This window comes from Streptomyces sp. NPDC048481, from assembly GCF_043200075.1.
Classification (GTDB): Bacteria; Actinomycetota; Actinomycetes; order Streptomycetales; family Streptomycetaceae; genus Streptomyces.
Genome location: NZ_JBICXC010000001.1, coordinates 101,526 through 126,345 on the forward strand (window position 1 = coordinate 101,526; position 24,820 = coordinate 126,345).

Consider the following 24,820-nt stretch of genomic DNA (forward strand, 5'->3'; position numbering starts at 1 on the left):
CGGTGACGCATCCGCCGCGACGGAGGGCCGCCGACCTCACCACTTAAGGAGTGGGCGTCGTGACCGCGGAAACCTCCCAGACGCTCGATCGAGGGCTGAAGGTACTCAAGCTGCTGGCCGACACCGACCACGGCCTGACCGTCACCGAGCTGTCCAACAAGCTCGGCGTCAACCGGACCGTCGTCTACCGTCTGCTGGCCACCCTGGAGCAGCACGCGCTGGTCCGGCGCGACCTGGGCGGCCGGGCCCGGGTCGGTCTCGGCGTCCTGCGGCTCGGCCGGCAGGTGCATCCGCTGGTGCGCGAGGCCGCGCTGCCCGCGCTGCGCTCGCTGGCCGAGGACATCGGCGCGACCGCGCATCTGACGCTGGTGGACGGCACCGAGGCGCTCGCCGTCGCCGTCGTCGAGCCGTCCTGGACGGACTACCACGTGGCCTACCGGGCCGGGTTCCGGCATCCGCTGGACCGGGGGGCGGCCGGCCGGGCGATCCTCTCCGCACGGCAGAAGTCGGCGCGTCGCCCGGACGAGCCCGGCTACACGCTGACGCACGGTGAGCTGGAGGCCGGCGCGAGCGGCGCGGCCGCCCCGCTGCTCGGCGTGACCGGCGTCGAGGGCAGTGTGGGCGTGGTGATGCTGGCGGACGCGGTGCCCGAGCGGGTGGGCCCGCGGGTCGTGGACGCGGCCCGCGAGGTCGCCGAGGCGCTGCGCTGACCGGCGGGCGGCCACGGGCGCGGCGCGTCCCCGCGTTAGATTGACTCCGTGCTCTCACGCCTCTCACGCCCCAAGGCCCTCGCCGTCTGCGCGCTGCCCGTCGTGGCGCTGCTCGCCGCGGCCGCGTTCGCGCCGCTGCCGTTCTCGGTGGCGCAGCCGGGCATGACGGCGAACGTCCTCGGCGAGAACAAGGGCGCCGAGGTGATCACGATCTCCGGCGCGCCCACCCGGCAAACCACGGGACAGCTGCGGATGACGACGATCGAGGCGACCAACCCCGACACCGACGTCAGGCTCCCCGACGTGATCGACGGCTGGTTCCGCACCGACCAGGCGATCATGCCGCACGACTCGGTCTACCCCAGCGGGCAGAGCACCGAGGAGATCGAGCGGCACAACACCGAGCAGATGCGGCAGTCCCAGGACGCGGCGACCGAGGCCGCGCTGAAGTACCTGGACCTCTCCGACGACGGCGTCAAGGTCACGCTGAAGCTGGCCGACGTGGGCGGGCCCAGCGCCGGTCTGCTGTTCTCGCTCGGCATCGTCGACAAGCTCGACGGCGACGGCAGCGGCGGCGACCTCACGGGCGGCCGCACCATCGCCGGCACGGGGACGATCGACGGATCGGGGAAGGTCGGCGCGGTCGGCGGCGTCGGACTGAAGACGCAGGCCGCGCGGCGGGACGGCGCGACCGTGTTCCTCGTGCCGAAGGACGAGTGCGCCGACGCCAAGGCCGATCTGCCCCGCGGGCTGCGGCTGGTCCCGGTCACCAGCCTCCAGGGCGCGGTCAGGGCGCTGGTCGCGCTGGAGCACGGCAAGGGCACCGTCCCCGGCTGCTGAGGCGGTGCCGGGCGGTCACGTCACGAAGCCCTGGTCCTTCATCCACGCCAGCGCCACCTGGTGCGGGTCCCGGCCGTCGACGTCCACCTCGGCGTTCAGCCTCCGCGCCACCGCGTTGTCGAGTCTCTCCGTGATCGGGCCGAGGAGTCCCGCGATCGCCGGCCACCGGCGCAGTGTCGCGGAGTTGACCACGGGGGCGGCGTTGTAGTGGGGGAAGAAGCCCTTGTCGTCGTCCATGACCACCAGGTCCATCGACGTGATGCGGCCGTCCGTGGTGTACACCTCGCCGTAGGCGCAACTCCCTTTCGCCGCCTGGGTGTAGATGATCCCGGTGTCCATCTGGGTGACCCGGGACGCCGGCACGTCCATCCCGTACGCCCGCTCCAAGCCGCGCAGTCCGTCGGCCCGGTTGGCGAACTCGCCCTCCACACACAGCGTCACGGCGTCCGGGTGCGACCGGGACAGCGCGGCCACCTGCGTCAGCGTCCTCGTGGGGTGCCTGCGGTGGTTCGCCCGGTTCTCGGCGAGCGCGTAGGTGTTGTCCAGCCGGGACGGCGGCAGCCAGGCCACCCCGTTGCCGGCGTCGGCGTCGCGCACCGCCCGCCACTGCCGCCGCGGGTCGGCGATGGGCCGGCTGTTGCCCAGATAGGTGATCCAGGCGGTGCCCGTGTACTCGTACATGGCGTCGGCGTCCCCCCTGCGGACCGCCTCACGGCTGCCGACGGACCCCTGGATGCCGGTGCGGTCCAGCACGTCCGCGCCGGCCGCCCGGAAGGCGATGCCGATCATCGCGCCCAGGATCAGGTTCTCGGTGAACGACTTGGACGTCACCGTCAGCCGGGCCCCCCGCAGCGGCTTCCCCTGTCCGATCGAACCGGGCGAGACGTCGTCGACCATGGGGGAGCCGCTGCTCAGGCCGCAGCCGGCCGTCAGCAGCAGCGTCCCGGCGAGGAGCGCGGCCTGTCTCATGCGCCGGCCTCCAGTCCGCGCGGCCGCAGCAGGACCTCGGCGAGCGAGGCCAGCCAGTCGACCAGCAGCGCCAGGGCGACGGTGAGGACCGAGCCCAGCACCAGCACGGGCATGCGCTGGTTGGTGATGCCGGCCGTGATCAGCACGCCCAGGCCACCGCCCCCGCCGAAGGCCGCCAGGGTCGCCGTGCCGACGTTCAGCACGAGTGCGGTGCGGACGCCGGCCAGGACGAGCGGGACCGCCAGCGGCAGTTCCACCCGCGACAGCACGCCGGCCGGGGACATGCCGATCCCGCGGGCCGCCTCCAGCAGCGTCGGATCGTTCGCCTTGAGCCCGGCGACGGTGTTGGAGAGCACGGGCAGGACGGCGTAGGCGACCATGCCGGCCAGGGCGGCCCGGCGGCCGATGCCCAGCCAGATCACCAGCAGCGCCAGCAGGCCGATCGCCGGGGTCGCCTGGCCGATGTTCGCCAGGGCCAGCGCGAAGGGGGCCGCCCCGCGGAAGCGGCGCCGGGTGAGCAGGACGCCCAGCGGGAGCGCGATCACCAGCACGAAGAACGTGGAGATCACCGTCAGCTGGACGTGCTGCCACAGCGCCTCGGTCACCTGGCCGCCGGAGAGCGCGTTCTCGGTGACCGTGTCCAGGTCCGCCTGCTCGAACCACAGCCAGGTCGCCAGCAGCAGGGCGACCAGGAAGGCGGGCAGCACGGTCAGCTTCCGCCAGGTGAGGCGCCGCCGCGGGGGAGCGGACGTCCGGAGTGCGGGATCCGCCGCCTCCGGCGCGTCCGCCCCGTCGTAGGCGCGCCGGCCGCCCGGATCTCCCGCCGGACGGCCGTCGAGCCGCGGGGCGCTCATGCCGGAGCCGTCCCGACCGCGCCCTCCCGTTCCGCACGCGTCCGCGCGGCCGGTGCCTCCTCGGCCTCCTCCGGTTCGCCGCGCGCCGCCAGTGCCTCGCTCCGGTCGGCCTCCAGCAGCGCGCGCACGGAGTTCAGCAGGGTCTCCATGTCGACGACGCCCGTGTACTCGCCGCGCCGCCCGGTGACCACGACCCGCCCGGTGTCGTCCGTGAGCACCGCCTCCAGCGCGTCGCGCAGGGTGGCGTCACGGGTCACCGTGCCGGCGACCGGGGTCCCCGCCCGCCCCAGGGAGCCCCGTGTCAGGTCCCCGCGGCGCAGCCACCTGAGGGGCCGGCCGCGCCGGTCCAGCAGCAGGACCTCGTTCGCGCCTCCCGCCGGGCCCGGACGGCCGGGGCGCGACCCCCAGGAGCGCAGCCGGCCGACGATCGTCTGGAGCGGGTCGTCCACGGTCACCGTCGGACAGCCGGTGATCGCCACGTCCCGCACCCGGCTGAGGCCGAGCCGCTTCAGCGCCGCACCGGCCCCCACGAACCCGGACACGAAGCCGTCCGCCGGGTGGGTGAGGATCGCCTCCGGGGTGTCGAACTGGGCGATGCGGGAGCGCTCGCGCAGCACCGCGATCCGGTCGCCGAGCTTGATCGCCTCGTCGAAGTCGTGGGTGACGAACACGATCGTCCTGCGCAGTTCGCGCTGGAGCCGGATCAGTTCGTCCTGGAGATGACCGCGGGTGACCGGGTCGACGGCCCCGAACGGCTCGTCCATCAGCAGCACCGGCGGATCCGCCGCCAACGCCCGTGCCACGCCCACCCGTTGCTGCTGCCCCCCGGACAGCTGGCGCGGGTGGCGGTCGCGGAACTCGGCGGGGTCGAGCCCGACCAGGTCGAGCATCTCCTCCACCCGGGCGCGGATCCGCGCCTTCGGCCAGCCGGTCATCCGGGGCACGAGCGCGACGTTCTGCGCGACCGTCATGTGCGGGAAGAGACCGGACGACTGGATGGCGTAGCCGACCTCGCGGCGCAGCCTCACCGGGTCGATGCCGGTGACGTCCTCGCCGCCGATGCGGATCCGCCCGCCGCTCGGCTCGATCAGCCGGTTGATCATCTTCAGCGTGGTCGACTTGCCGCACCCCGAGGGCCCGACGAGGACGACGGTCTCGCCCGCCCCGATCCTGAGGGTGACGTCGTCGACGGCCGGCTCGGCGCTGCCCGGGAACCGCTTGGTGAGGTGCTCCAGCTCGATCGACGCGCCGCGCGGCTCAGACACGGATCCCCCTGGGAATCGTCAGGCGTGCGACGACCGCGTACGCGGCGTCGAACAGCAGGGCCAGCACGATGATCCCGAGCGTGCCGGAGAGCACCTGGTTGAGGGCGTTCCTGCTGCCCAGCGAGGCGATCCCGCGGAAGATCTCGTTGCCGAGACCGGGCCCGGAGGCGTACGCGGCGATCGCGGCGATGCCCATCAGCATCTGTGTGCAGACACGGATCCCGGTCAGGATGGGCGGCCAGGCCAGTGGCAGCTCGACGCGCGCCAGCCGGGTCAGCCGGGACATGCCGATGCCGTTCGCCGCGTCCACCAGCGAGGGATCGACGCCGCGCAGCCCGACGACGCAGTTCCGCACGATCGGCAGCAGCCCGTACAGGGTCAGCGCGATCACCGTCGGCGGCACGCCGAGCCCGACCACCGGGATCAGCAGGCCGATCATCGCGAGCGAGGGGACGGTCAGGACGGTCGCCGCGGAGGCCGTGGCCAGGTCGCCCGCCCAGGCACTGCGGTAGGTGACGACCCCGATCACCACCCCGATCAGCGTCGCGGCCAGCGTGCACTGGAAGACGACGCTCGCGTGCTGCCAGGCGTCGGTGAGCAGTTGCCGGTGCCGGTCGTCCAGGTACTCCCAGAAACTCAACGCTGCTCACCCCACAGGTCTGCCAGGCCCTTCCCGGTCGTCCGCGGCCTGCTCCACCAGCGGGATGATCCGCAGCGGAACGGGGTTCTCCATCACGATCGCGGTGGAGGCCCGGACGATGCCATCAAAGCCGACGACCCGGTCGATGACCCGCTGGAGATCGGCGTTGGAGCGCGCCACCAGCCGGCACAGCATGTCCCCGCTGCCGGTCGTGGTGTGCAGCTCCAGCACCTCCGGCACGGAGTCCAAGTGCGCCCGCACGTCGGCCCCTTGGCCCTGCCGGATCTCCAGCGTGGCGAACGCGGTGACCGGGTAGCCGAGCGCCGCCGGATCGACCTGCGGCCCGAAGCCCCGGATGACTCCGTTCGACTGAAGCCGGTCGAGCCGCGCCTGCGCCGTCCCGCGGGCCACCCCCAGCCGCCGGGACATCTCCAGCACCCCCAGCCGCGGCTCCCGGGCCAGCAGCACGATGATCCGGCCGTCCAGACGATCGATCGCCATACCGCCCGCCTCCCTGATGGTCATCCTGTACAGAAAGTCCGCCGAAACCGCCGTACCGCTGAACACCTTGCGCAGCGATGGAGCGAACTATTGCGCACCTTGCCGACCGGGGCGACCCTTCGGCTATGACGCAGACCACACACCACACTCCCGACACCGCCCGGCAGGCCGACCCCTTCCCGGTCAAGGGAATGGACGCGGTCGTCTTCGCCGTGGGCAACGCCAAGCAGGCGGCGCACTACTACTCCACCGCCTTCGGCATGACGCTGGTCGCCTACTCCGGACCGGAGACAGGCAGCCGCGAGACCGCCTCGTACGTGCTCACCAACGGCTCGGCCCGCTTCGTCCTCACCTCCGTCGTCAAGGCCGCGACCCCCTGGGGCCACTTCCTGGAGCGGCACGTGGCCGAGCACGGCGACGGCGTCGTCGACCTCGCCATCGAGGTCCCGGACGCCCGCGCCGCCCACGCCTACGCCGTCGAGCACGGCGCGCGCTCGATCGCCGAGCCCTACGAGGTGAAGGACGAGCACGGCACCGTCGTCCTCGCCGCGATCGCCACCTACGGCGACACCCGCCACACCCTCGTCGAGCGGTCCGGCTACGACGGCCCCTACCTCCCGGGCTTCGCCGCCGCCGCCCCGATCGTCGAGCCGCCGGCCCGCCGCACCTTCCAGGCCGTGGACCACTGCGTCGGCAACGTCGAACTCGGCCGGATGAACGAGTGGGTCGGCTTCTACAACAAGGTCATGGGCTTCACCAACATGAAGGAGTTCGTGGGAGACGACATCGCCACCGAGTACTCCGCCCTGATGTCGAAGGTCGTCGCCGACGGGACCCTGAAGGTCAAGTTCCCGATCAACGAGCCGGCCGTCGCCAAGAAGAAGTCCCAGATCGACGAGTACCTGGAGTTCTACGGCGGCGCGGGCGTCCAGCACATCGCGCTCAACAGCAACGACATCGTGCAGACGGTCCGCACGATGCGCGCGGCCGGCGTCCAGTTCCTCGACACGCCCGACTCCTACTACGACACCCTCGGCGAGTGGGCCGGCGAGACCCGTGTTCCCGTGGAGACCCTGCGCGAGCTGAAGATCCTCGTCGACCGCGACGAGGACGGCTACCTGCTGCAGATCTTCACCAAGCCGGTCCAGGACAAGCCGACCGTCTTCTTCGAGATCATCGAGCGCCACGGCTCGATGGGCTTCGGCAAGGGCAACTTCAAGGCCCTCTTCGAGGCGATCGAGCGCGAACAGGCCAAGCGCGGCAACCTGTAGGCGAAGGGCGCCGGAGCCGAGGGCTGCGCGGCGAACGGCGCGGGCGGGCGGGCGTCGGACGGTCCCGGACGGGGCCCGCCCGCCCCCTCAGGACGGCAGGTCCGCCGGGGCCGGCTCGTCGCCCAGCTGTTCGGCCGCCGCCCGGGCCACCGGCCCGAGCAGCGGCGAGAAGTACGGGTTGATCTCAAGCGCCTCCCGCAGATGCCGCCGCGCCGGCCCCTCCGCGCCCAGATCCCGCTCGATCACCGCCAGGTGGTAGAGGTACGGCGCGCTGCGCACCGCGCCCCCGTGCACCCGGTCGGTGGCCGTCCTGGCGAACGCCAGGGCCTCCCGGTCCTGCCCGGCCCGGTGCAGCGCCCAGCCCAGCGCGTCCGCCACCGCGACCCCCGGCTGCCGGCGCCACTCGGCCCGCAGCCGCCGCACCGCCGCGGCCGGATCCCCGTGGTCCGCCTCGAACCGGCCGAGGACCAGCTCCCCGTCCACCCCGCCCGCAGCCTCCGCCCGCACCCGCGCCCGCAGCAGGTCGTACTGCACCCGCGCCGCCTGCGCGAGCCCCAGCGACTCGTACAGCTCGCCCAGCTCCAGCGCGTACTGCGGTGACGGCTGCTTCTCCAGCGCCGTCCGGTACGCGCTCAGCGCCTCCGACGTCCGCCCCAGCGCCGCCAGCGCCCGGCCCTGCCCCGCCCGCGCGGCCCGCATGTCCGGATCGGTCCGCACCGCCTCCTGGAAGTGCCGCAGCGCGTTCTCCCGCTCGCCGCGCTCCCACGCCAGCTCCCCGCCCCGCTCCAGCCAGGCCGCCCGCTCCGCAGGGGAGGAGGCGCCCGCCGCCGCGTCCGCCAGCGCCGCCTGCGCGTCCTCGCGCCGGCCCCGGTCCCAGTACACGCCCGCCGCCCGCGCCCGCACGACGGGCCCCGAGTGCAGGGCCGTCAGCCGGTCGAGGGCCTTGCCGGCCTTCTTGTAGTCGCCCAGCCCGGTGTACGCGTCGATGAGCTGCGCGTACGTCGTCCAGCGGCGCGGCGCCGCCTTGCGCGCGGCCTCGCCCCAGGCCAGCGCCGCGGGGAAGTCACGGCGCGCGTTGGCGAGCGCGGCCAGCCCGTCGAGGGCGTCCGCGTTGTTCCTCGGACGGACCTTCAGCGAGGTCCGCAGCGCCCGCTCGGCCTTCGGGTACAGCGCGGCCGCGTCGGCGGTGCGCCGGCCCTGCTCCAGATAGGCGGCGCCGAGCACCGCCCACGACCGCGCGTCCTTCGGGTGCTCCCGCACCCGGCTCTCCCGCTCGCCGACCAGCTCCGCCAGGTCCGCGAGCGCGGCCGGCGCCCCGGAACGGACCGCCGCGCCCGCCTGCGCCCCGGGAGCGGGCACGGGCGTCCGCCCGGCCGGGCCCTCGCCCGGCAGACACAGCAGTACCCCGCCGCCCAGCGCGAGACATCCCACGAGCGAGCCCACGAGCAGCCGACGGCGAAACCGAGAGACCTTCTCCATGGCGCTCACTGTGCGTCAGTACGACGACCGTATGACGTCAGCCGAAGGCTCCGGCGGGCGGGGTTCACACCGATGGCCCCGGGTGCGAACCTGTGATCATGAGCCGTTCCCAAGCGCCGCGTGACGAGACGACGGACCGCCTCCTCGACCGTCTGCGGGCCGGCCTGCCCGCCGACGTCGTCCTCACCGACCCGGACGTCACGGCCTCCTACGCCCACGACATGGCGGGCTTCTGCCCGGCGGGCGCCCCGGCCGTCGTCGTCCTGCCGCGCACGGCCGAAGAGGTCCAGCACGTCATGCGCACGGCGACCGCGCTGCGCGTCCCGGTGGTGCCGCAGGGCGCCCGCACGGGTCTGTCCGGCGCCGCCAACGCCACCGAGGGCTGCATCGTCCTGTCCCTGACGAGGATGGACCGCGTCATCGAGATCAACCCGGTCGACCGCGTCGCCGTCGTCGAACCGGGCGTCGTCAACGCGGCCCTGTCCCGCGCCGTGGGCGAACACGGCCTGTACTACCCGCCCGACCCCTCCAGCTGGGAGACGTGCACGATCGGCGGCAACATCGGCACCGCGTCCGGCGGCCTGTGCTGCGTCAAGTACGGGGTGACGGCCGAGTACGTCCTCGGACTCGACGTGGTGCTCGCCGACGGCCGGCTGATGTCCACCGGGCGCCGCACCGCGAAGGGCGTCGCCGGGTACGACCTCACCCGCCTGTTCGTCGGCTCCGAGGGCTCGCTGGGCGTCGTCGTGCGGGCGATCCTGGCGCTGAGGCCGCGGCCGCCGCGGCAGCTGGCGCTCGCCGCCGAGTTCGCGTCCGGCGCCGCCGCGTGCGACGCGGTGTGTCGGATCATGGCGGGCGGACACGTGCCGTCCCTCCTCGAACTGATGGACAGCACCACCGTCCGGGCCGTCAACGAACTGACCCGCATGGGCCTGCCCGACACGACCGAGGCGCTGCTCCTCGCGGCCTTCGACACCCCCGACCCGGCCGCCGACCTCGCCGCGGTCGGCGCGCTGTGCGAGGCGGCCGGCGCCACGCAGGTCGTCCCCGCCGAGGACGCCGCCGAGTCCGAACTCCTGCTCCAGGCCAGGCGTTCGGCGCTCGTCGCGCTGGACGCCGTCAGGGGCACCACGATGATCGACGACGTGTGCGTGCCCCGCTCCAGGCTCGGCGAGATGCTCGAAGGCGTCGAACGCATCGCGGAGAAGCACGGGTTGACCATCGGGGTCGTCGCCCACGCCGGCGACGGCAACACCCACCCCACGGTCTGCTTCGACGCGACGGACCCCGACGAACGCCGCCGCGCCCGCGAGTCGTTCGACGAGATCATGGGCCTCGGCCTGGAACTCGGCGGCACCATCACCGGCGAGCACGGCGTGGGCGTGCTGAAGAAGGAGTGGCTGGCGCGCGAGATCGGCCCCGTCGGCCTGGAGATGCAGCGCGCGGTCAAGGCCGCCTTCGACCCCCTGGGCATCCTCAACCCCGGCAAGCTCTTCTGACTCGTCCAGCGCCCCGGTCCCACCGCGGCCCCCGGCCCCACCGCGGCCCCCGGCCGCACCGCCGTCGCGGGCGCGGCCGCCGGTCACTCACCCGCGTCGCCCGGTTCGTCGCCCGGCCACGGGTCGCGCAGCCACGCGTCGTCCGCCGGGGCCGCTCCCCCCTGCTCCAGCGACGCCGACAGCCTGGGGGTGGGGGCGAGCAGTTCGGCCAGGGCGTCGTCGATGCCGAGCTGCCCGCCCTCGGAACCGGGCGGCACCACCCGCAGGGTCCGCTCCAGCCAGGCCGAGACCTGGGCCGCGGGCGCCTCCAGCAGGGCGTCGCCGTCGGGCGAGCTGAGCGCCATCAGCACGACGGCGCGGCCCTCCGCCTTCGTCGGCCACACCCGCACGTCCCCGTGCCCGCACGGCCGGAACACCCCCTCCACGAGCAGCTCGCGCGCGAACGTCCAGGCCACCGGCGTCTGCGAGTCGATGTGGAAGGTGACATGGACGGCGAACGGGTCGTCGCTGCGGTAGCCGAGCCTGGCCGGGACCGGGATGCCGCGCTCGGGCGACAGGATGAGCCTCAGCTCCAGCTCGCGCTCCACGACGGTGTGATGCATGACGGTCTCCTCTCGGTGCGGAACCCGTGACGGGCCCCGGGCCCCCCGCGCGGCGGGCCTCGGACGGGCTTCGGACGGGCCCGTACGAGTGGAGAGGGCGTGACCCCGCGACCATTACGCGGGTTCGGAGAACTTTTCCGGGCGACCGTGCGCGCCGGGCCCCGCCGGGTGGTTCCGCACGTGTGAAGAGCGTGCACGGGGTTGCCCGGAAAGGTGGCCGTATGGCCAGAGCCGCCCTGGCTCACGCGCGCGTCTGATAAATGTGGTCCCCCCATCCCACCCCCGAGCAGATACGGGACGACGGACATGAGCGCCCCAACCCCGGCCCCCGGCGACGACAGGCCCCGCGAGGGGTACTACCCGGACCCTTCCATCCCTGGATACGTCCGGTACTGGAACGGTGCCTCCTGGGTACCGGGCACCAGCCGGCCCGCACCGTCGGACGGCCGGCCGCTCACGCCCCCCTCCGGCGGCCCGGTGCCCGCCGTCGAGGAGACCGGCCCGCACTTCTTCGACGAGGACCCCGCCCCGGCCGCCCCGCGCACCGGCCGCTCCGAACCGGCCTCCGCCTGGGGCGCCGACCGCGCCCACCAGTCCGGCTTCGGCGGGGAACAGGACCGCCGCGTCTCCTGGGGCGCTCCGCAGGGCGCCGACCCGCGCACCCCCTCGCCCGCCTCCCCCGCGCCGCCCGAGGGCCGCTCGACCAGCACCGACGGCATGGCGACGATCCCGCCCGCCGAGCCGGACGACGCCGCCGGCGCCGGGGACGTGGTCTCCGGCGGCACGTTCGTCTTCCGCCGCCCGACACCGGGCCCCGGCGCGGCCCCCTCCGGCGCCCCCGGGTTCGTCCCCGACGAGGGCACCGTCACCTTCCGCGCGCCCGCCCCGCGCACCGGCGGGCAGGACGCCGCGCCCGCCCCGGGCGCGCAGGGCCCGGCGTCCGCACCGGCGTCCCCGGCGGCCGCCTCCTCCTTCCCGGAGCAGGCGGCCGCGCAGACGCCCGGCCGGGTCCCGTCCGCGGCCGGCGGCGCCGCGCCCGCGCAGCCGGGGTTCGGCGCCGGCAAGGCGGCCGCGGACCGGGTGGCGGCCGCGCCCGCGTCCCCGCAGGCCGGGCCCGCGCAGACCGGCCCCGCCCCGGCCTCCGCTCCCGCACCCGCCCAGGGTCCGGCCGCTCCGGCCGCTCCGGCGGTCCCGCAGCAGCCCGCCGCGGGCGTCCCGCGGCAGCCGGTCACGCCGGTCGCGCCCGCCGGCCCCGGTGGCGGGCAGCCCTCGTGGGCGCAGCAGGTGCACCGGCTCGCGGGGGCCGAGGAGGGGCCCGTCGCGCCCTGGAAGCCGCCGGTCGACGACATCTTCCAGGCGGCGGCCCGGCGTCAGGCGTCGGCCCGTCCCGCGGGGATCGGCAAGCGGCTGGCCGCCCGCCTCGTCGACACCGTCGTGCTCGCGGCCGTCACCGGCGCGGCCGCCGTGCCGCTCGGCGTGCGGGCCCTCGACCACGTCGACGAGAAGATCGACGCGGCCAGACTGAGCGGGGAGACCGTGACCGTCTGGCTGATCGACGGCACGACGTCCGTCTACCTGGGGATCGTCCTCGCCGTCCTGCTGGTCTTCGGGCTCGTGTACGAGGCGCTGCCGACCGCGAAATGGGGCCGCACGCTGGGCAAGAGGCTGCTCGGTCTGGACGTGCGCGACATCGAGGGCGGTGAGCCCCCGACGTACGGGGCGGCCGTGCGCCGCTGGCTCGTCTACAGCGTCCCCGGTCTGCTCGCCGTCGGCGTGGTGGGCGTCGTCTGGGGCCTGTTCGACAAGCCGTGGCGCCAGTGCTGGCACGACAAGGCGGCGCACACGTTCGTCGCGGGCTGACGACACCTCCGGTACCCCGTACGGCCGCTCGCCGGATGCGGACGGCGGGGGTTCGGGGTCGACTCGTGGGCATGACGACCGAACCGCCCCCCGGCTCCGGCGGCGGCGAGCCGCCGGAGGACGACCCGTTCAGGAAACGGCCCCCTCAGCCCCCGCAGGGCTCGCCGTACGACCCGCCCCAGGGACCCCGAGGCGGCCCTCAGGGGCCGCAGGAGCCGCAGGGCCCGCAGGGTCCGTACGGCCCGGGCGCGGGGCAGCCCCCGCCCCCGGGCGGCCCGTACGGGGGCGGCCCCTCCGGGGGTGACCCCCACGGCGGAGGCCCGTACGGGGGCGGCCCCTCCGGGGGTGACCCCCACGGCGGAGGCCCGTACGGGGGCGGCCCCTACGGCGGCGGACCGTACGGCGGCGATCCCTACGGCGGTGACCCTTACGGCGGCCGTCCGGCCGACCCGCTCGCCGGGATGCCCCCGCTCGCCGAGAGCGGCCGGCGCACGCTCGCCCGGATCATCGACATGGTCCTGGTCTTCATCGTGGTGACGCTGCTCGCGTGGGCCTTCGGGGTCGCGCAGTACACGATGAACGCGGACAAGATCGAGTTCGGCAAGACCTTCGGCCGTGAACTCCTCGCGGTCATCCTGTACGTCGCGTACGACACGGTCCTGACCACGAGGTCGGGCCGGACGCTGGGCAAGAAGTGGCTGGGCCTGCGGGTGGCCGATCTCGACGACGGCTCGACGCCCTCCGTGCAGACGTCGCTCATCCGCGCGCTGGTGCTGTGGGTGCCGTTCGCGTTCTGCTGCGCCTGTCTGTGGACGGCGGTCTGCGGCGGCTGGAGCTACTTCGACAAGCCGTACAAGCAGGGTCTGCACGACAAGGCGGCCAAGACGGTGGTGGTCAGCACCGGCTGACGGCCCGCCCGCCGCGGCCCGGCCCGCGCACGCCGACGGTCCGCCACCCCCGACGGGGTGTGCGGGCCGTCCGCACGCGGGCGTCCGGGCGCGGGGGTTCAGGAGGCCGTGCGCTCGCGGACGGCCTCGGACGCCGAGGCGACCGAGAACGGCACGGGCGCCTGCACGGGCGGGTGCGCGGGAACGGCGAGGGGGAGGCTGACGGCCTGGGGCCGGCTCGCCGCCGCACTCGCGGCGCCGGACGCGCCCGCGGGCGTGCTCGCGCTCTTCACGGAACGGGCGACGGTCCTCGACGGCTTCGGCGTCGGCACCGTCATGGCGACGAGGACGCCGAGCGCGACCGCGGCGACGACGACGACGGCGATCCCGGGACCCGAACTCGTCTGTGACAGCAGCAGCATGGCGAGCGTCGAGAAGATGACGGTGCAGGAACCGTACGTGAGCTGTGCGGCGGTCGGACGAGGCATGGCAATCGTGTCCTCGGAAGCGGGGGCGGTCCGGACTCTATTCGCCTGCATGCCCGAGCGGAACGAGCGGTAAGCGTGACCTAACCCACGGTGCCGGTGCACAGGGGGCGCACGGAGTCATGACGTCCAGCAGGTGGACGGCCCACGCGCCCGTCATCGCCCTCATGGTCCGTCATGTTGCCGCCATATGTCCGCAATGCGAACACGGGCTCCCGATAATGCATTTGACTTGTCCAAGTCAAGGTCTGTCTTTTCTCGCAAACCAGTAGTCAAATGGCGTCACTTGACTACACGCGTATAACAGCGCGCGGACCTTCCTTGACAGGGATCCCCCCTTTCCGCGCGCACGGGCGCGTGCGTGGGAGGACATCAAGTGAGCAGTAGATCCTGGACGTATCGGACGGTCGCGACCGTCGTCGCCCTGGCCGCGGCCTCGGCGACGTACACCACGTTCGCCGTGGCGCAGGCCGCCGAGAACGGCGCGGCGAAGGCCCCGGCGGTCGACCGCCGCGACCCGCAGCCGGCGAAGGCCAAGGAGCACGACTTCGACGGACCGCTCAGCAAGACGCAGGACGCCCAGCGTGAGGAAGCCCTCAAGCAGGTCATATCCGGCAAGGCGACGGTCAAGGACCGCAACGGGTCCAAGGTCGTCCAGCTCAAGAGCCGCAAGGGCAGCAGCAAGTACGTCGAGCTGAGCCGCGAGAAGACCGACAAGATCTTCACGATCCTGGTCGAGTTCGGCGACCAGGTCGACGCCCGTTACGGCGGCACGGCCGGCCCGCTGCACAACCAGATAGCCGCCCCCGACCGGACCAAGGACAACTCCACGGCCTGGCAGGCGGACTACAACCAGAAGCACTTCCAGGACCTGTACTTCGGCACCGGCAAGAACACCGAGTCGCTGAAGAAGTACTACGAGAAGCAGTCCTCGGGCCGCTACTCGGTCGACGGCGAGGTCACCGACTGGGTCAAGGTCCCGTACAACGAGGCCCGTTACGGCTCCAACAAGGCCTCCACCGGCGCCTGGTACGCGGTCCAGGACGGCGTCAACGCCTGGGTCGCCCAGCGCAAGGCGGCCGGCGCCACCCCGGCGCAGATCAAGGCGGAGCTGGCCACCTTCGACCAGTGGGACCGCTACGACTACGACGGCGACGGCAACTTCAACGAGCCCGACGGCTACATCGACCACTTCCAGATCGTGCACGCCGGCGAGGACGAGTCCGCGGGCGGCGGCGCTCAGGGCGAGGACGCCATCTGGGCCCACCGCTGGTACGCCTTCGGCACCGACGCCGGCGCCACCGGCCCGGACACCAACAAGCTCGGCGGCACCCAGGTCGGCGACACCGGCGTCTGGGTCGGCGACTACACCATCCAGCCGGAGAACGGCGGACTCGGCGTCTACGCGCACGAGTACGGCCACGACCTCGGCCTGCCGGACGAGTACGACACCTCCAACACCGGTGAGAACTCCACCGGTTTCTGGACCCTGATGTCCTCCGGTTCCTGGCTGGGCACCGGCCGCAAGGCCATCGGCGACCTGCCCGGCGACATGAACTCCTGGGACAAGCTCCAGCTGGGTTGGCTCGACTACGACGTCGCCGCGGCGGGCCGCAAGTCCAGCCACACGCTGGGCGTCGCGGAGTACAACACCAAGAACGCCCAGGCGCTCGTGGTCCAGCTGCCGGAGAAGAAGGTGACGACCGAGGTGGTCGCCCCGGCCGAGGGCGCCACGCAGTGGTGGAGCGGCAGCGGCAACGACCTGCGCAACACGCTCACCCGTGACGTCGACCTGACCGGCAAGTCCTCCGCCGCCCTGACGATGGACGCCTGGTGGGACGCCGAGCAGGACTACGACTACGCGTACGTGGAGGTCTCCACGGACGGCGCCAACTACACGCCCGTGGACGGCACGCTGGCCGACGGCACCGCCATCCCGCGTGACGGCAGCGGCAAGCCCGCGCTGACCGGCACCGTCGCCTCGTACCAGAAGCTGACGTTCCCGCTGGACGCCTACGCCGGCAAGAAGATCAGCCTGCGCTTCCGCTACGCCACCGACGGCGGCGTGGCCCAGAAGGGCTTCACGGCCGACGAGATCAAGGTGACGGCCGACGGCGCCGCGCTCTTCTCCGACAACGCCGAGAGCGCCGACCCGGCCTGGAAGGCGAACGGCTTCTCGCGCATCGGCGCGTCCATCAGCGACGACTACGCGCAGTACTACATCGCCGAGAACCGCCAGTACGTGTCGTACGACAAGACCCTCCAGGTCGGCCCGTACAACTTCGGCTTCTCGAAGACCCGTCCGGACTGGGTGGAGCACTACGCGTACCAGAACGGCCTGTTGATCTGGAAGTGGGACACCTCCCAGGCGGACAACAACACCACCGCGCACCCGGGCGAGGGTCTGATCCTGCCGGTGGACTCGCACCCGACCCCGCTGAAGTGGGCCGACGGCACCGCGATGAACGCCCGTCTGCAGAGCTTCGACTCGACCTTCAGCACCTACCGGACGGACGCGATCACGCTGCACAAGGCGGACGTCGCGGTCAAGGTCAAGTCCCGTCCGGGCGTCTCGGTCTTCGACGACCGCAAGTCGACGTACTGGGATGCCTCGACCCCGCTGGCCGGTGTCAAGATCACTGACACCAACACCTCGATCAAGATCGTCAGCGAGCCGAAGAACGGCTCCACGATCAAGGTGAAGGTCGGCCCCGCGGCTAAGTAGCCCATGTTCTAGCAGGTCAGACGCGTATCGGCGGCAACCCCTGGCGGGTTGTCGCCGATCGTGTTTAGGTGCCTCCTGTGCTCTTCTTATTGACACCGACCTCGACACCGACGCGCACGGGGGTGTGACCGCATGGCCGCAGGAGGCTTCTGCAAGCTGCCCGACGGCATGGTGGTGGTGGCGCTGAACCTGCCCCGCCCCCCGGCCCGGGAGGGCCTCCCGGGCCCCGTTCCGGACGTCCGCGTCCTCGTCCACGCCCGCAACCGGGCGCGCGCCCTGACCAGGCTGCGCAACCTGGGCCTGCGCGCCGTCTACCTGCGCGGCAACGCCGCCCCGCCGACCCCGGACGAGATCACGGCGGTCCTGCACCATCCCGACGGCCTGATATGGCGCACCCCGCCGGGCGGCGGCGTCCCGGCCGGCGTCACGGCCGGGCCGGAGTTGTGGCGGCCCATACGGTCCCTGCTGGGGAGCGCGGCCGCGTAGGGCCGCGTAAGGCCGCGTGGCGCCGCTCAGTACGCCTCGACGACGCGAACGTCCTCCTCGGTGACCACGCCGTCCAGGATGCGGAACGAGCGGAACTGGAACTCGCCCAGGCCGTCGGCGTCGGCGGTGGAGACCAGGACGTAGTGCGCGCCCGGCTCGTTCGCGTAGGAGATGTCCGTGCGCGACGGGTACGCCTCCGTCGCCGTGTGGGAGTGGTAGACGACCACCGGCTCCTCGTCGCGGTCGTCCATCTCGCGGTAGAGCTTGAGCAGGTCGCCCGAGTCGAACTCGTAGAACGTGGGGGACATGGCCGCGTTCAGCATCGGGACGAAGCGCTCGGGGCGGTCCGTGCCCGCCGGCCCCGCGACGACGCCGCAGGCCTCGTCGGGGTGGTCCTTGCGGGCGTGGGCGACGATCTGGTCGTGCAGGGCCCGGGTGATGGTCAGCATGGTCGCCAGGATAAGCAACCGGCCCGCAGCCACGCGGTGGCGTCCCGGCGGGCGGGCGGCGGGCATGCGGCGGGCGGCCGGCGGGCCGTGCGGAAAACGGCGAACGGGCCGCCGCGCACCGGTGGACGGTGCGCGGCGGCCCGCTCGCGGGCGTCCCGGGCGGCTGCCGCAGGGGGCGCCACGAGTGCTCCCTGCGGCCGGCCGTCCCGGGGACGGTCCGCGTCCGGTCAGCCGACCTTCTCGAGCTCCGGCTCGCGCCGGTCGGTGATCTGCGGGTTGCGGCTCTTGAGGACAGCCCAGCCGACGCCGAGGGCGGCGGCCCAGCCGGCCATCACGTACAGGCACACGCGCGAGTCGGCGTCGTAGGCGATCAGGCCGGTGACGAAGAGCAGGAACACGATGGCCACCCAGCTGAACGCGGAGCCGCCCGGCGCCGGGAAGCTGGACGCGGGCAGCCGGCCCGCGACGACCGCGCGGCGGTACAGCACGTGGCTGATCAGGATCATCAGCCAGGTCCAGATGCCGGCCGCGGTGGCCACCGACGTGACGTAGCCGAAGGCCTTCTCCGGGACGACGTAGTTCAGGATCACGCCGATGCCCATGAACAGCACGGACACCGTGATGCCGAGGGCGGGCGTCTTCGTCGACGACAGCTTGCGGAAGGCCGCCGGGGCCTCTCCGCTGTCGGCGAGGTTGCGCAGCATGCGGCCGGTGGAGTACATGCCCGAGTTGCACGAGGACAGGGCCGCGGTCAGCACGACGAAGTTGACGATGCCGGCGCCCGCCGGGATGCCGATCTTCGCGAACGCCTCGACGAACGGCGAGACGCCCGGGGCGAACTCGGTCCACTTCACCACGCACAGGATGACGGTCAGCGCGCCGACGTAGAACAGCGCGATGCGCCAGGGCAGCGTGTTGATCGCCTTCGGGAGCGTCTTCTCGGGGTTCTGCGACTCGCCCGCCGTGACGCCGACCAGCTCGACCGCCAGGTAGGCGAACATGACGCCCTGGAGGGTCATCAGGGACGAGCCGACGCCCTTGGGGAAGAAGCCGTCGAAGGCCCACAGGTTGGAGACCGCGGCCGTGTCGCCGGCGCTGCTGAAGCCGAAGGTGAGGACGCCCAGGCCGATGACGATCATGCCGATGAGCGCGGTGACCTTCACCATCGAGAACCAGAACTCCAGCTCGCCGAAGAGCTTCACGGAGATCAGGTTGACCCCGAACAGGATCACCAGGAACACCAGCGCGGTCACCCACTGCGGGACGGCCGGGAACCAGTAGTTGACGTAGATCGCGGCGGCCGTCAGCTCGGCCATGCCGGTGACGACCCACATCAGCCAGTACGTCCAGCCGGTGAAGTAGCCGAAGAACGGGCCGAGGAACTCGCGCGAGTACTCCGCGAAGGAGCCCGAGACCGGGCGGTAGAGCAACAGCTCGCCCAGCGCCCGCATGATGAAGAAGATGATCCCGCCCGCGAGGGCGTACATCAGGATGAGACTGGGACCGGCCTTCGCGATGTTCGCCCCGGCGCCCAGGAAGAGCCCGACGCCGATGGCGCCGCCGATGGCGATCATCTGGACCTGGCGGCTGCCGAGTCCGCGTTCGTATCCCTCTTCGGGAGTGTCAGTGACAGCGGTGTCAGTGACCTTCTCAGAGGTCATGTGTGGTGCGCCTTTCTCCATGCCGAACCGGGCCTCTCGTCGGTCCCGGATCGGGTTTCGATCCCCCCGGATTGATGGAGCGGTGCCTGGCCGGCGATCAACCGGCTCGGTGGCGCACCCGGCCGAACATACGGGTGGTGTTCGCCGGGCGGTCGTGAAGATTTATCACGACCGCAATATCGGTCACCCGGCCGGCCTGTGGCACAGGACACAAGAAGAAGCGGATGAACGAGACACAAAGAGGACACTCCCGGCCGTCGCGGTAATGCGATCGTTATCCGGATTTGAGCGTCCTCTGAGCGAACAAAAGTGCGGGCGAACTACGGCATAAGGGTCGTCACCAGGGTCTCCTGGAGCCCGCCCAGCCACAGGTACGCCATCACCATCGGCTTGCGCGGATCCTCGTCGGGCAGCCGGTAGAGAAGGTCGGTGTCGTCCTCGTCGGTGATCTCCAGCCGGGAGCCGATCGCGAGCCGCAGATCGTTCAGCGCGCGCAGCCAGGCCTGCGACTCCTGCGGCGACAGCTTCAGCACCGCCCCGCCCGCGTCGGCCGCCTCCGCCGCCAGCGCGTCCAGCGAGCGCACCACCGTGAGGGCGTTGTCGCGCTTGCCGGCCCGCAGGTCGTTCTCCGTGTACCGGCGGAACTCGGCCGAGTGCGCCTTCTGCTCGTCGGCGCCCCGCGCGCCCGCCGCGCCCCCGGGGTCCGTGTACGCGTCCGGGAAGAGCCTTCTGAGCACCGGGTCGGCGGGCGGCTCGGTCGGCCCCTCGGCGAAGAGCTCGGCGAGCGGGTCGTCGGAGGCGTCCTCGGCCGGGCCGGGCCCGATCAGCTCCAGGAGCTGCACGGCCAGCGACCGGATGATGGAGATCTCGACGTCGTCGAGCGCGACGGCCGCGCCGCCGCCGGGGAGCGGTTCGAAGTGTCCAGGCATAAGAGGGCAGGCTACTTCCGGTCCTGCTGAAGAGTGGCCCACAGGCCGTAGCCGTGCATGGCCTGCACGTCGCGTTCCATCTCCTCGCGCGAGCCGCTGGAGACGACCGCCCGGCCCTTGTGGTGGACGTCCATCATGAGCTTGGTGGCCTTGTCCTTGGAGTACCCGAAGTACGTCTGGAAGACGTACGTCACGTAGCTCATGAGGTTGACCGGATCGTTGTGGACGATCGTGACCCAGGGGACGTCCGGCTCGGGAACGGCGAAGACCTCCTCCGCCGGCTCGGTGCGTTCGGTCTCAAGGGGAGCGGGTGACGTCACACCGTCCATGCTGCCACGGCGGACTGAAATCGTCACACCGACGAAAAGGGGGTAGCATCCCCTGCCATGAACACAGCGGACCTTGGGCTGCCGGTGGAAGTTCCGTCCACGGCGCTCTTCACCGACCAGTACGAGCTGACGATGCTGCAGGCCGCGCTCAAGGCGGGCACCGCCGAACGGCGCAGCGTGTTCGAGGTCTTCACCCGGCGCCTCCCCGAAGGCCGGCGCTACGGCGTCGTCGCCGGCACCGGGCGGGTCCTGGACGCCGTGGAGAACTTCCGCTTCGACTCCGACGTCCTGCGCTTCCTGCGTGAGCGCGCCATCGTCGACGACGACACCCTGGACCGGCTCGCCCGGTACCGCTTCTCGGGCGACATCTGGGGCTACCCCGAGGGCGAGGTGTACTTCCCCGGCTCACCGCTCCTGCGCGTCGAGGGCACCTTCGCCGAGTGCGTCCTGCTGGAGACCGTGATCCTCTCCATCCTCAACCACGACTCCGCCATCGCCGCCGCCGCCTCCCGCATGTCCTCCGCCGCGGGCGACCGCCCCCTCATCGAGATGGGCGCCCGCCGCACCCACGAACTCGCCGCGGTCGCCGCCTCCCGCGCCGCCTACATCGGCGGCTTCGCCACCACCTCCGACCTGGCCGCCGGCTTCCGCTACGGCATCCCCACCGTCGGCACCAGCGCCCACGCCTTCACCCTCCTCCACGACAGCGAACGGGACGCCTTCCGCGCCCAGGTCGACTCCCTCGGCCGGGGCACCACCCTCCTCGTCGACACCTACGACGTCACCGAGGCCGTCCGGCTCGCCGTCGAGGTGGCCGGACCCGAACTGGGCGCCGTCCGCATCGACTCCGGCGACCTCCTCCTCGTCGCCCACCGCGTCCGCCGCCAGCTCGACGAACTCGGCGCCACCGGCACCCGCATCATCGTCACCTCCGACCTCGACGAGTACGCCATCGCCTCCCTCGCCGCCGCCCCCGTGGACGCCTACGGCGTCGGCACCCAGCTGGTCACCGGCTCCGGCCACCCGACGGCCTCCATGGTCTACAAACTCGTCGCCCGCGCCGAGTCCGACGACCCCGCCTCGCCCCTCGTCCCCGTGGCGAAGAAGTCCTCCGGCGGCAAGACCTCCGTCGGCGGCCGCAAATGGGCCGCCCGCCGCCTGGACGCCCAGGGCGTCGCCGAGGCCGAGGTCGTCGGCACCGGCGCGATGCCCCCCGAACTCGCCGACCGCCCCCTGCTCGTCCCGCTCGTCAAGGGCGGCTCCGTCGTCGCCCGCGAGTCCCTGGACGTCGTCCGCGACCGGCACCGGGCCGCCCGCGCCGGCCTGCCCTTGTCCGCGACCCAGCTCTCGCGCGGCGAACCCGTCATTCCCACGGAGTATGTCCACGACCGGTCGGGTAGCTAGTGCTGTGCCCGGCGACCGCCGGGCGCAGCCCCCTCCCGTACGACCGGCAAAGTCTCTAGGCTCGATTACTTCATCCTCCCCCGCGCTTCGCGGAGCCGGGGGACCGCCATCGAAGGACACCGCCCATGCGCCGCGCCCTGATCGTCGTTGACGTGCAGAACGACTTCTGCGAAGGAGGCAGCCTCGCGGTGGCCGGCGGCGCCGACGTGGCCGCCGCGATCACCGAGCTGATCGGACAGGCCCCCGCCGGATACCGGCACGTCGTCGCCACCCGCGACCACCACATCGCGCCCGGCGGCCACTTCGCCGACAACCCCGACTACGTCCACTCCTGGCCCGCGCACTGCGTCGCCGGCACCGAGGGCGTCGGCTTCCACCCCAACTTCGCCCCCGCCGTCGCCTCCGGCGCCGTCGACGCCGTCTTCAGCAAGGGCGACTACGCGGCCGCCTACAGCGGCTTCGAGGGCGCCGACGAGAACGGCGTCACCCTCGGCGACTGGCTGCGCGCCCGGCAGATCGACGAGGTGGACGTCGTCGGCATCGCCACCGACCACTGCGTCCGCGCCACCGCCCTGGACGCGGCCCGCGAGGGCTTCCGCACCCAGGTCCTGCTGGACCTGACCGCAGGCGTCGCCGAGAACACCACCGACCGGGCCCTGGCGGAGATGCGCGCGGCGGGCGTGGAGCTGACGGGAAAACCGGTCGTCTGACCCACCCCCCGGCCCGGTCGAGCGCGCCGACCGCACCCGGGAGGGGGCGCCGCCGCCATGGCCGCGCTGCTGGACCGCCGCCCCGGCCTCGACGCCGCCGTCGTCGGCTCGGACGACCTCGCCTTCCTCGCCGAACCGACCGGGCCCGCCGCTGACCACCGTCCACCGGGACGTCCCCGAAACGGGCCGCCCCGGGGGCACGCATCTCACTGCACGACCACAAACCGTCCATCATGTGGGATCACATTCCGGAAGGCGGACCGGGAATCGATACGATGAGCCCATGGTTCTGAACGACGTGAGCACGAAGACGCCGGGCGCACTGCTCGTGGCGCGGCTGCACGTCGACCTGTGCAGGCTCGCCAGCGCCATCTGTTGACGCTGTACCCGCCGCCGTACGGCCGAGAGCCGATGGGGGCACCGCCCCCGCGGGCGCAGCCGAGCGCGGGGGAGTACCACCCGCACGTAACCGCGCTGCCCACCCCATCCGACAGGAGCCCACAGCCATGGCCATCGAGGTCCGCATCCCCACCATCCTCCGCCAGTACACCGACGGTCAGAAGGCGGTGGAGGGCAGCGGTGACACCCTCGCCGACCTGTTCACCGACCTCGAGACCCGGCATGCGGGCATCCACGCCCGCATCGTGGACGACGGCAAGCTGCGCCGCTTCGTGAACGTGTACCTCAACGACGAGGACGTCCGCTTCGTCGACGGCATCGACACCAAGCTGACCGACGGCGACACCGTGACCATCCTGCCGGCCGTCGCCGGCGGCATGGCCTGATCGGCCGCCGACCCCGATGCGCTACGACTCCCCGCTGGCCGCGGTGGGCAACACCCCCCTGGTACGCCTGCCGCGGCTCTCGCCGTCCACCGACGTCCGCATCTGGGCGAAGCTGGAGGACCGCAACCCCACCGGCTCCATCAAGGACCGTCCCGCCCTGCACATGGTCGAGCAGGCGGAGAAGGACGGCCGCCTCACCCCCGGCTGCACCATCCTGGAGCCGACGAGCGGCAACACCGGCATCTCCCTCGCCATGGCGGCCCGCCTCAAGGGCTACCGCATGGTCTGCGTGATGCCGGAGAACACCTCCCGGGAACGCCGGGACCTGCTCGCCATGTGGGGCGCCGAGATCATCTCCTCCCCGGCCGCGGGCGGCTCCAACACCGCCGTGCGCGTCGCCAAGGAACTCGCCGCCGAGCACCCCGACTGGGTGATGCTCTACCAGTACGGCAACGCCGACAACGCGGGCGCCCACTACACCGGCACCGGCCCCGAGATCCTCGCCGACCTCCCCTCCATCACCCACTTCGTCGCCGGCCTCGGCACCACCGGCACCCTCATGGGCGTCGGCCGCTACCTGCGCGAACACAAGCCCGACGTCAGGATCGTCGCCGCCGAGCCGCGCTACGACGACCTGGTCTACGGCCTGCGCAACCTCGACGAGGGGTTCGTGCCCGAGCTGTACGACGCCTCCGTCCTCACCACCCGCTTCTCGGTCGGCTCGGCGGACGCCGTCACCCGCACCCGCGAGCTGCTGCGCGAGGAGGGCATCTTCGCCGGCGTGTCCACCGGCGCGGCCCTGCACGCCGCGATCGGCGTCGGCAACAAGGCCGTCAAGGCGGGCGAGAGCGCCGACATCGTGTTCGTCGTGGCCGACGGCGGCTGGAAGTACCTCTCGACGGGCGTCTACACCGCGGCCACCACCGAGGAAGCCATCGAAACCGTCCAGGGCCAGCTCTGGGCCTAGGCCAGGTGCCGGACCCGGTCCCACAGGGCCGGGTCCACCACGCCGACCCGGCGCCGGAAGTCCCGCAGCCGGACCTGGCGCAGCTCGTCCGTCTCCAGATAGCTCGGCCGCCCGTGCGCGTCGCCCACGGAGCCCGGCGGGAGCAGGATCACCCCGGGCCGCTCCTCGTGGTACTTGCTGGTGATCTTCACGACGGTCACCCGGTCACCGCGCACCACCAGCACCAGACAGGGCCGGTCCTTCGCGCCCGGCCCGTCCTCGAACGGCACGTCCGCCCACCAGATCTCCGCCGGCCTCGGCCGCCCCGCCGGACCGCGGTCCCGCGCCGGCCGGCCCTTCGGACGGGTGGTCGAGCGACCTGCCGGACGGTCCGCGCGCCGACCGGGCGGCCGGGCCCCGGGACGCCGCGTGCGCCGCGGCCGCCGCCCCCGCCCCCAGCCGTCCACCACCGTCGCGATCAGCGCGAGAAGGACCACTGCCGCGAGCGCGAGCCACCAGGACGTGTGCATACGA

Annotated in this window: 26 protein-coding genes; 13 read left to right on the forward strand and 13 right to left on the reverse strand. The window is 72.7% G+C overall.

The genetic code is table 11. The features are described from left to right. Nucleotides 1–59: 59 nt before the first annotated feature. Complete coding sequence (locus ACGFSH_RS00380) at nt 60–710, forward strand: IclR family transcriptional regulator (RefSeq protein ID WP_393343456.1); 651 nt, start codon at nt 60–62, stop codon at nt 708–710. A 48-nt stretch (nt 711–758) separates the two neighbouring features. Further along, complete coding sequence (locus ACGFSH_RS00385) at nt 759–1,550, forward strand: S16 family serine protease (protein WP_393343458.1); 792 nt, start codon at nt 759–761, stop codon at nt 1,548–1,550. 15 nt (nt 1,551–1,565) lie between these two features. On the opposite strand, the gene ACGFSH_RS00390 is transcribed toward ACGFSH_RS00385, so the two are convergent. From ACGFSH_RS00390 to ACGFSH_RS00410, 5 genes are read right to left on the reverse strand one after another with little or no spacing between them, the layout of a single operon-like run. Next, nucleotides 1,566–2,519, reverse strand: a complete 954-nt coding sequence (locus ACGFSH_RS00390) for a glycine betaine ABC transporter substrate-binding protein (RefSeq protein WP_393343460.1) — start codon at nt 2,517–2,519, stop codon at nt 1,566–1,568. Next, nucleotides 2,516–3,373, reverse strand: coding sequence for an ABC transporter permease (locus ACGFSH_RS00395; RefSeq protein WP_393343462.1), 858 nt, complete (start codon nt 3,371–3,373; stop codon nt 2,516–2,518). The genes ACGFSH_RS00390 and ACGFSH_RS00395 overlap by 4 nt, the downstream gene beginning before the upstream one ends. Continuing rightward, nucleotides 3,370–4,638, reverse strand: a complete 1,269-nt coding sequence (locus ACGFSH_RS00400) for an ABC transporter ATP-binding protein (protein WP_393343464.1) — start codon at nt 4,636–4,638, stop codon at nt 3,370–3,372. Before ACGFSH_RS00400 ends, ACGFSH_RS00395 begins: the two co-directional genes overlap by 4 nt. Further along, nucleotides 4,631–5,278 (reverse strand): ABC transporter permease, encoded by a 648-nt coding sequence (locus ACGFSH_RS00405; protein WP_393343466.1) that lies wholly within the window; start codon nt 5,276–5,278, stop codon nt 4,631–4,633. The genes ACGFSH_RS00400 and ACGFSH_RS00405 overlap by 8 nt, the downstream gene beginning before the upstream one ends. Nucleotides 5,279–5,284: 6 nt before the next feature. Next, a complete protein-coding gene (locus ACGFSH_RS00410; protein ID WP_329410439.1) occupies nt 5,285–5,779 on the reverse strand; it encodes an Lrp/AsnC family transcriptional regulator in 495 nt (164 codons plus the stop codon). Nucleotides 5,780–5,904: 125 nt separating this feature from the next. On the opposite strand from ACGFSH_RS00410, the gene hppD reads away from it, so the two are divergent. After that, a complete protein-coding gene (gene hppD / locus ACGFSH_RS00415) occupies nt 5,905–7,050 on the forward strand; it encodes a 4-hydroxyphenylpyruvate dioxygenase (protein ID WP_393343469.1) in 1,146 nt (381 codons plus the stop codon). Between the two features lie 87 nt (nt 7,051–7,137). Here the strand turns inward: hppD and ACGFSH_RS00420 are convergent, their stop codons facing one another. Beyond that, the gene (locus ACGFSH_RS00420; protein ID WP_393343471.1) at nt 7,138–8,529 is read right to left on the reverse strand and encodes a tetratricopeptide repeat protein; all 1,392 of its coding nucleotides are present in this window, start codon (nt 8,527–8,529) and stop codon (nt 7,138–7,140) included. A 92-nt stretch (nt 8,530–8,621) separates the two neighbouring features. Between ACGFSH_RS00420 and ACGFSH_RS00425 the strand changes: the two genes are divergently transcribed. Continuing rightward, nucleotides 8,622–10,028, forward strand: coding sequence for an FAD-binding oxidoreductase (locus tag ACGFSH_RS00425; protein WP_393343473.1), 1,407 nt, complete (start codon nt 8,622–8,624; stop codon nt 10,026–10,028). Nucleotides 10,029–10,111: 83 nt separating this feature from the next. On the opposite strand, the gene ACGFSH_RS00430 is transcribed toward ACGFSH_RS00425, so the two are convergent. Continuing rightward, a complete protein-coding gene (locus ACGFSH_RS00430; protein ID WP_393343475.1) occupies nt 10,112–10,630 on the reverse strand; it encodes an SsgA family sporulation/cell division regulator in 519 nt (172 codons plus the stop codon). A 306-nt stretch (nt 10,631–10,936) separates the two neighbouring features. Here ACGFSH_RS00430 and ACGFSH_RS00435 point away from each other — a divergent pair, with 306 nt between their 5' ends. Beyond that, complete coding sequence (locus tag ACGFSH_RS00435) at nt 10,937–12,490, forward strand: RDD family protein (RefSeq protein WP_393343477.1); 1,554 nt, start codon at nt 10,937–10,939, stop codon at nt 12,488–12,490. Between the two features lie 71 nt (nt 12,491–12,561). Continuing rightward, entirely contained in the window at nt 12,562–13,398 is an 837-nt protein-coding gene (locus ACGFSH_RS00440; RefSeq protein WP_393343479.1) for an RDD family protein, read from the forward strand. A 98-nt stretch (nt 13,399–13,496) separates the two neighbouring features. Here the strand turns inward: ACGFSH_RS00440 and ACGFSH_RS00445 are convergent, their stop codons facing one another. After that, on the reverse strand, nt 13,497–13,865 hold the full coding sequence (locus tag ACGFSH_RS00445; protein WP_393343481.1) for a hypothetical protein: 369 nt from the start codon (nt 13,863–13,865) through the stop codon (nt 13,497–13,499). 373 nt (nt 13,866–14,238) lie between these two features. On the opposite strand from ACGFSH_RS00445, the gene ACGFSH_RS00450 reads away from it, so the two are divergent. Beyond that, a complete protein-coding gene (locus tag ACGFSH_RS00450) occupies nt 14,239–16,587 on the forward strand; it encodes an immune inhibitor A domain-containing protein (protein WP_393343483.1) in 2,349 nt (782 codons plus the stop codon). A 132-nt stretch (nt 16,588–16,719) separates the two neighbouring features. After that, nucleotides 16,720–17,073: a hypothetical protein gene (locus tag ACGFSH_RS00455; RefSeq protein ID WP_329410423.1), complete on the forward strand. Its 354-nt coding sequence runs from the start codon at nt 16,720–16,722 to the stop codon at nt 17,071–17,073. Between the two features lie 26 nt (nt 17,074–17,099). Here the strand turns inward: ACGFSH_RS00455 and ACGFSH_RS00460 are convergent, their stop codons facing one another. The 4 genes from ACGFSH_RS00460 to clpS form a co-directional block, all read right to left on the reverse strand. Beyond that, a complete protein-coding gene (locus ACGFSH_RS00460; protein ID WP_329410421.1) occupies nt 17,100–17,522 on the reverse strand; it encodes a M67 family metallopeptidase in 423 nt (140 codons plus the stop codon). Nucleotides 17,523–17,749: 227 nt separating this feature from the next. Then, nucleotides 17,750–19,183, reverse strand: a complete 1,434-nt coding sequence (locus ACGFSH_RS00465) for an amino acid permease (protein WP_393343486.1) — start codon at nt 19,181–19,183, stop codon at nt 17,750–17,752. 320 nt (nt 19,184–19,503) lie between these two features. Continuing rightward, on the reverse strand, nt 19,504–20,112 hold the full coding sequence (locus ACGFSH_RS00470; protein WP_393343488.1) for a DUF2017 domain-containing protein: 609 nt from the start codon (nt 20,110–20,112) through the stop codon (nt 19,504–19,506). Nucleotides 20,113–20,123: 11 nt separating this feature from the next. Then, the gene (clpS, locus tag ACGFSH_RS00475; protein WP_190147340.1) at nt 20,124–20,441 is read right to left on the reverse strand and encodes an ATP-dependent Clp protease adapter ClpS; all 318 of its coding nucleotides are present in this window, start codon (nt 20,439–20,441) and stop codon (nt 20,124–20,126) included. A 57-nt stretch (nt 20,442–20,498) separates the two neighbouring features. On the opposite strand from clpS, the gene ACGFSH_RS00480 reads away from it, so the two are divergent. From ACGFSH_RS00480 to ACGFSH_RS00500, 5 genes are all read left to right on the forward strand, one after another. Further along, on the forward strand, nt 20,499–21,845 hold the full coding sequence (locus ACGFSH_RS00480) for a nicotinate phosphoribosyltransferase (protein WP_393343490.1): 1,347 nt from the start codon (nt 20,499–20,501) through the stop codon (nt 21,843–21,845). Nucleotides 21,846–21,970: 125 nt separating this feature from the next. Further along, nucleotides 21,971–22,555, forward strand: coding sequence for an isochorismatase family protein (locus tag ACGFSH_RS00485; protein ID WP_329410410.1), 585 nt, complete (start codon nt 21,971–21,973; stop codon nt 22,553–22,555). 283 nt (nt 22,556–22,838) lie between these two features. Then, nucleotides 22,839–22,934: a putative leader peptide gene (locus tag ACGFSH_RS00490; RefSeq protein WP_319301368.1), complete on the forward strand. Its 96-nt coding sequence runs from the start codon at nt 22,839–22,841 to the stop codon at nt 22,932–22,934. 127 nt (nt 22,935–23,061) lie between these two features. Next, nucleotides 23,062–23,340: a MoaD/ThiS family protein gene (locus ACGFSH_RS00495; protein WP_079661963.1), complete on the forward strand. Its 279-nt coding sequence runs from the start codon at nt 23,062–23,064 to the stop codon at nt 23,338–23,340. A gap of 16 nt (nt 23,341–23,356) precedes the next feature. Continuing rightward, nucleotides 23,357–24,307, forward strand: a complete 951-nt coding sequence (locus ACGFSH_RS00500) for a PLP-dependent cysteine synthase family protein (protein WP_393343493.1) — start codon at nt 23,357–23,359, stop codon at nt 24,305–24,307. Here ACGFSH_RS00500 and ACGFSH_RS00505 read toward each other — a convergent pair. Then, nucleotides 24,304–24,816, reverse strand: a complete 513-nt coding sequence (locus ACGFSH_RS00505) for a type II toxin-antitoxin system PemK/MazF family toxin (protein WP_393343495.1) — start codon at nt 24,814–24,816, stop codon at nt 24,304–24,306. The genes ACGFSH_RS00500 and ACGFSH_RS00505 overlap by 4 nt on opposite strands. Nucleotides 24,817–24,820: the final 4 nt, after the last annotated feature.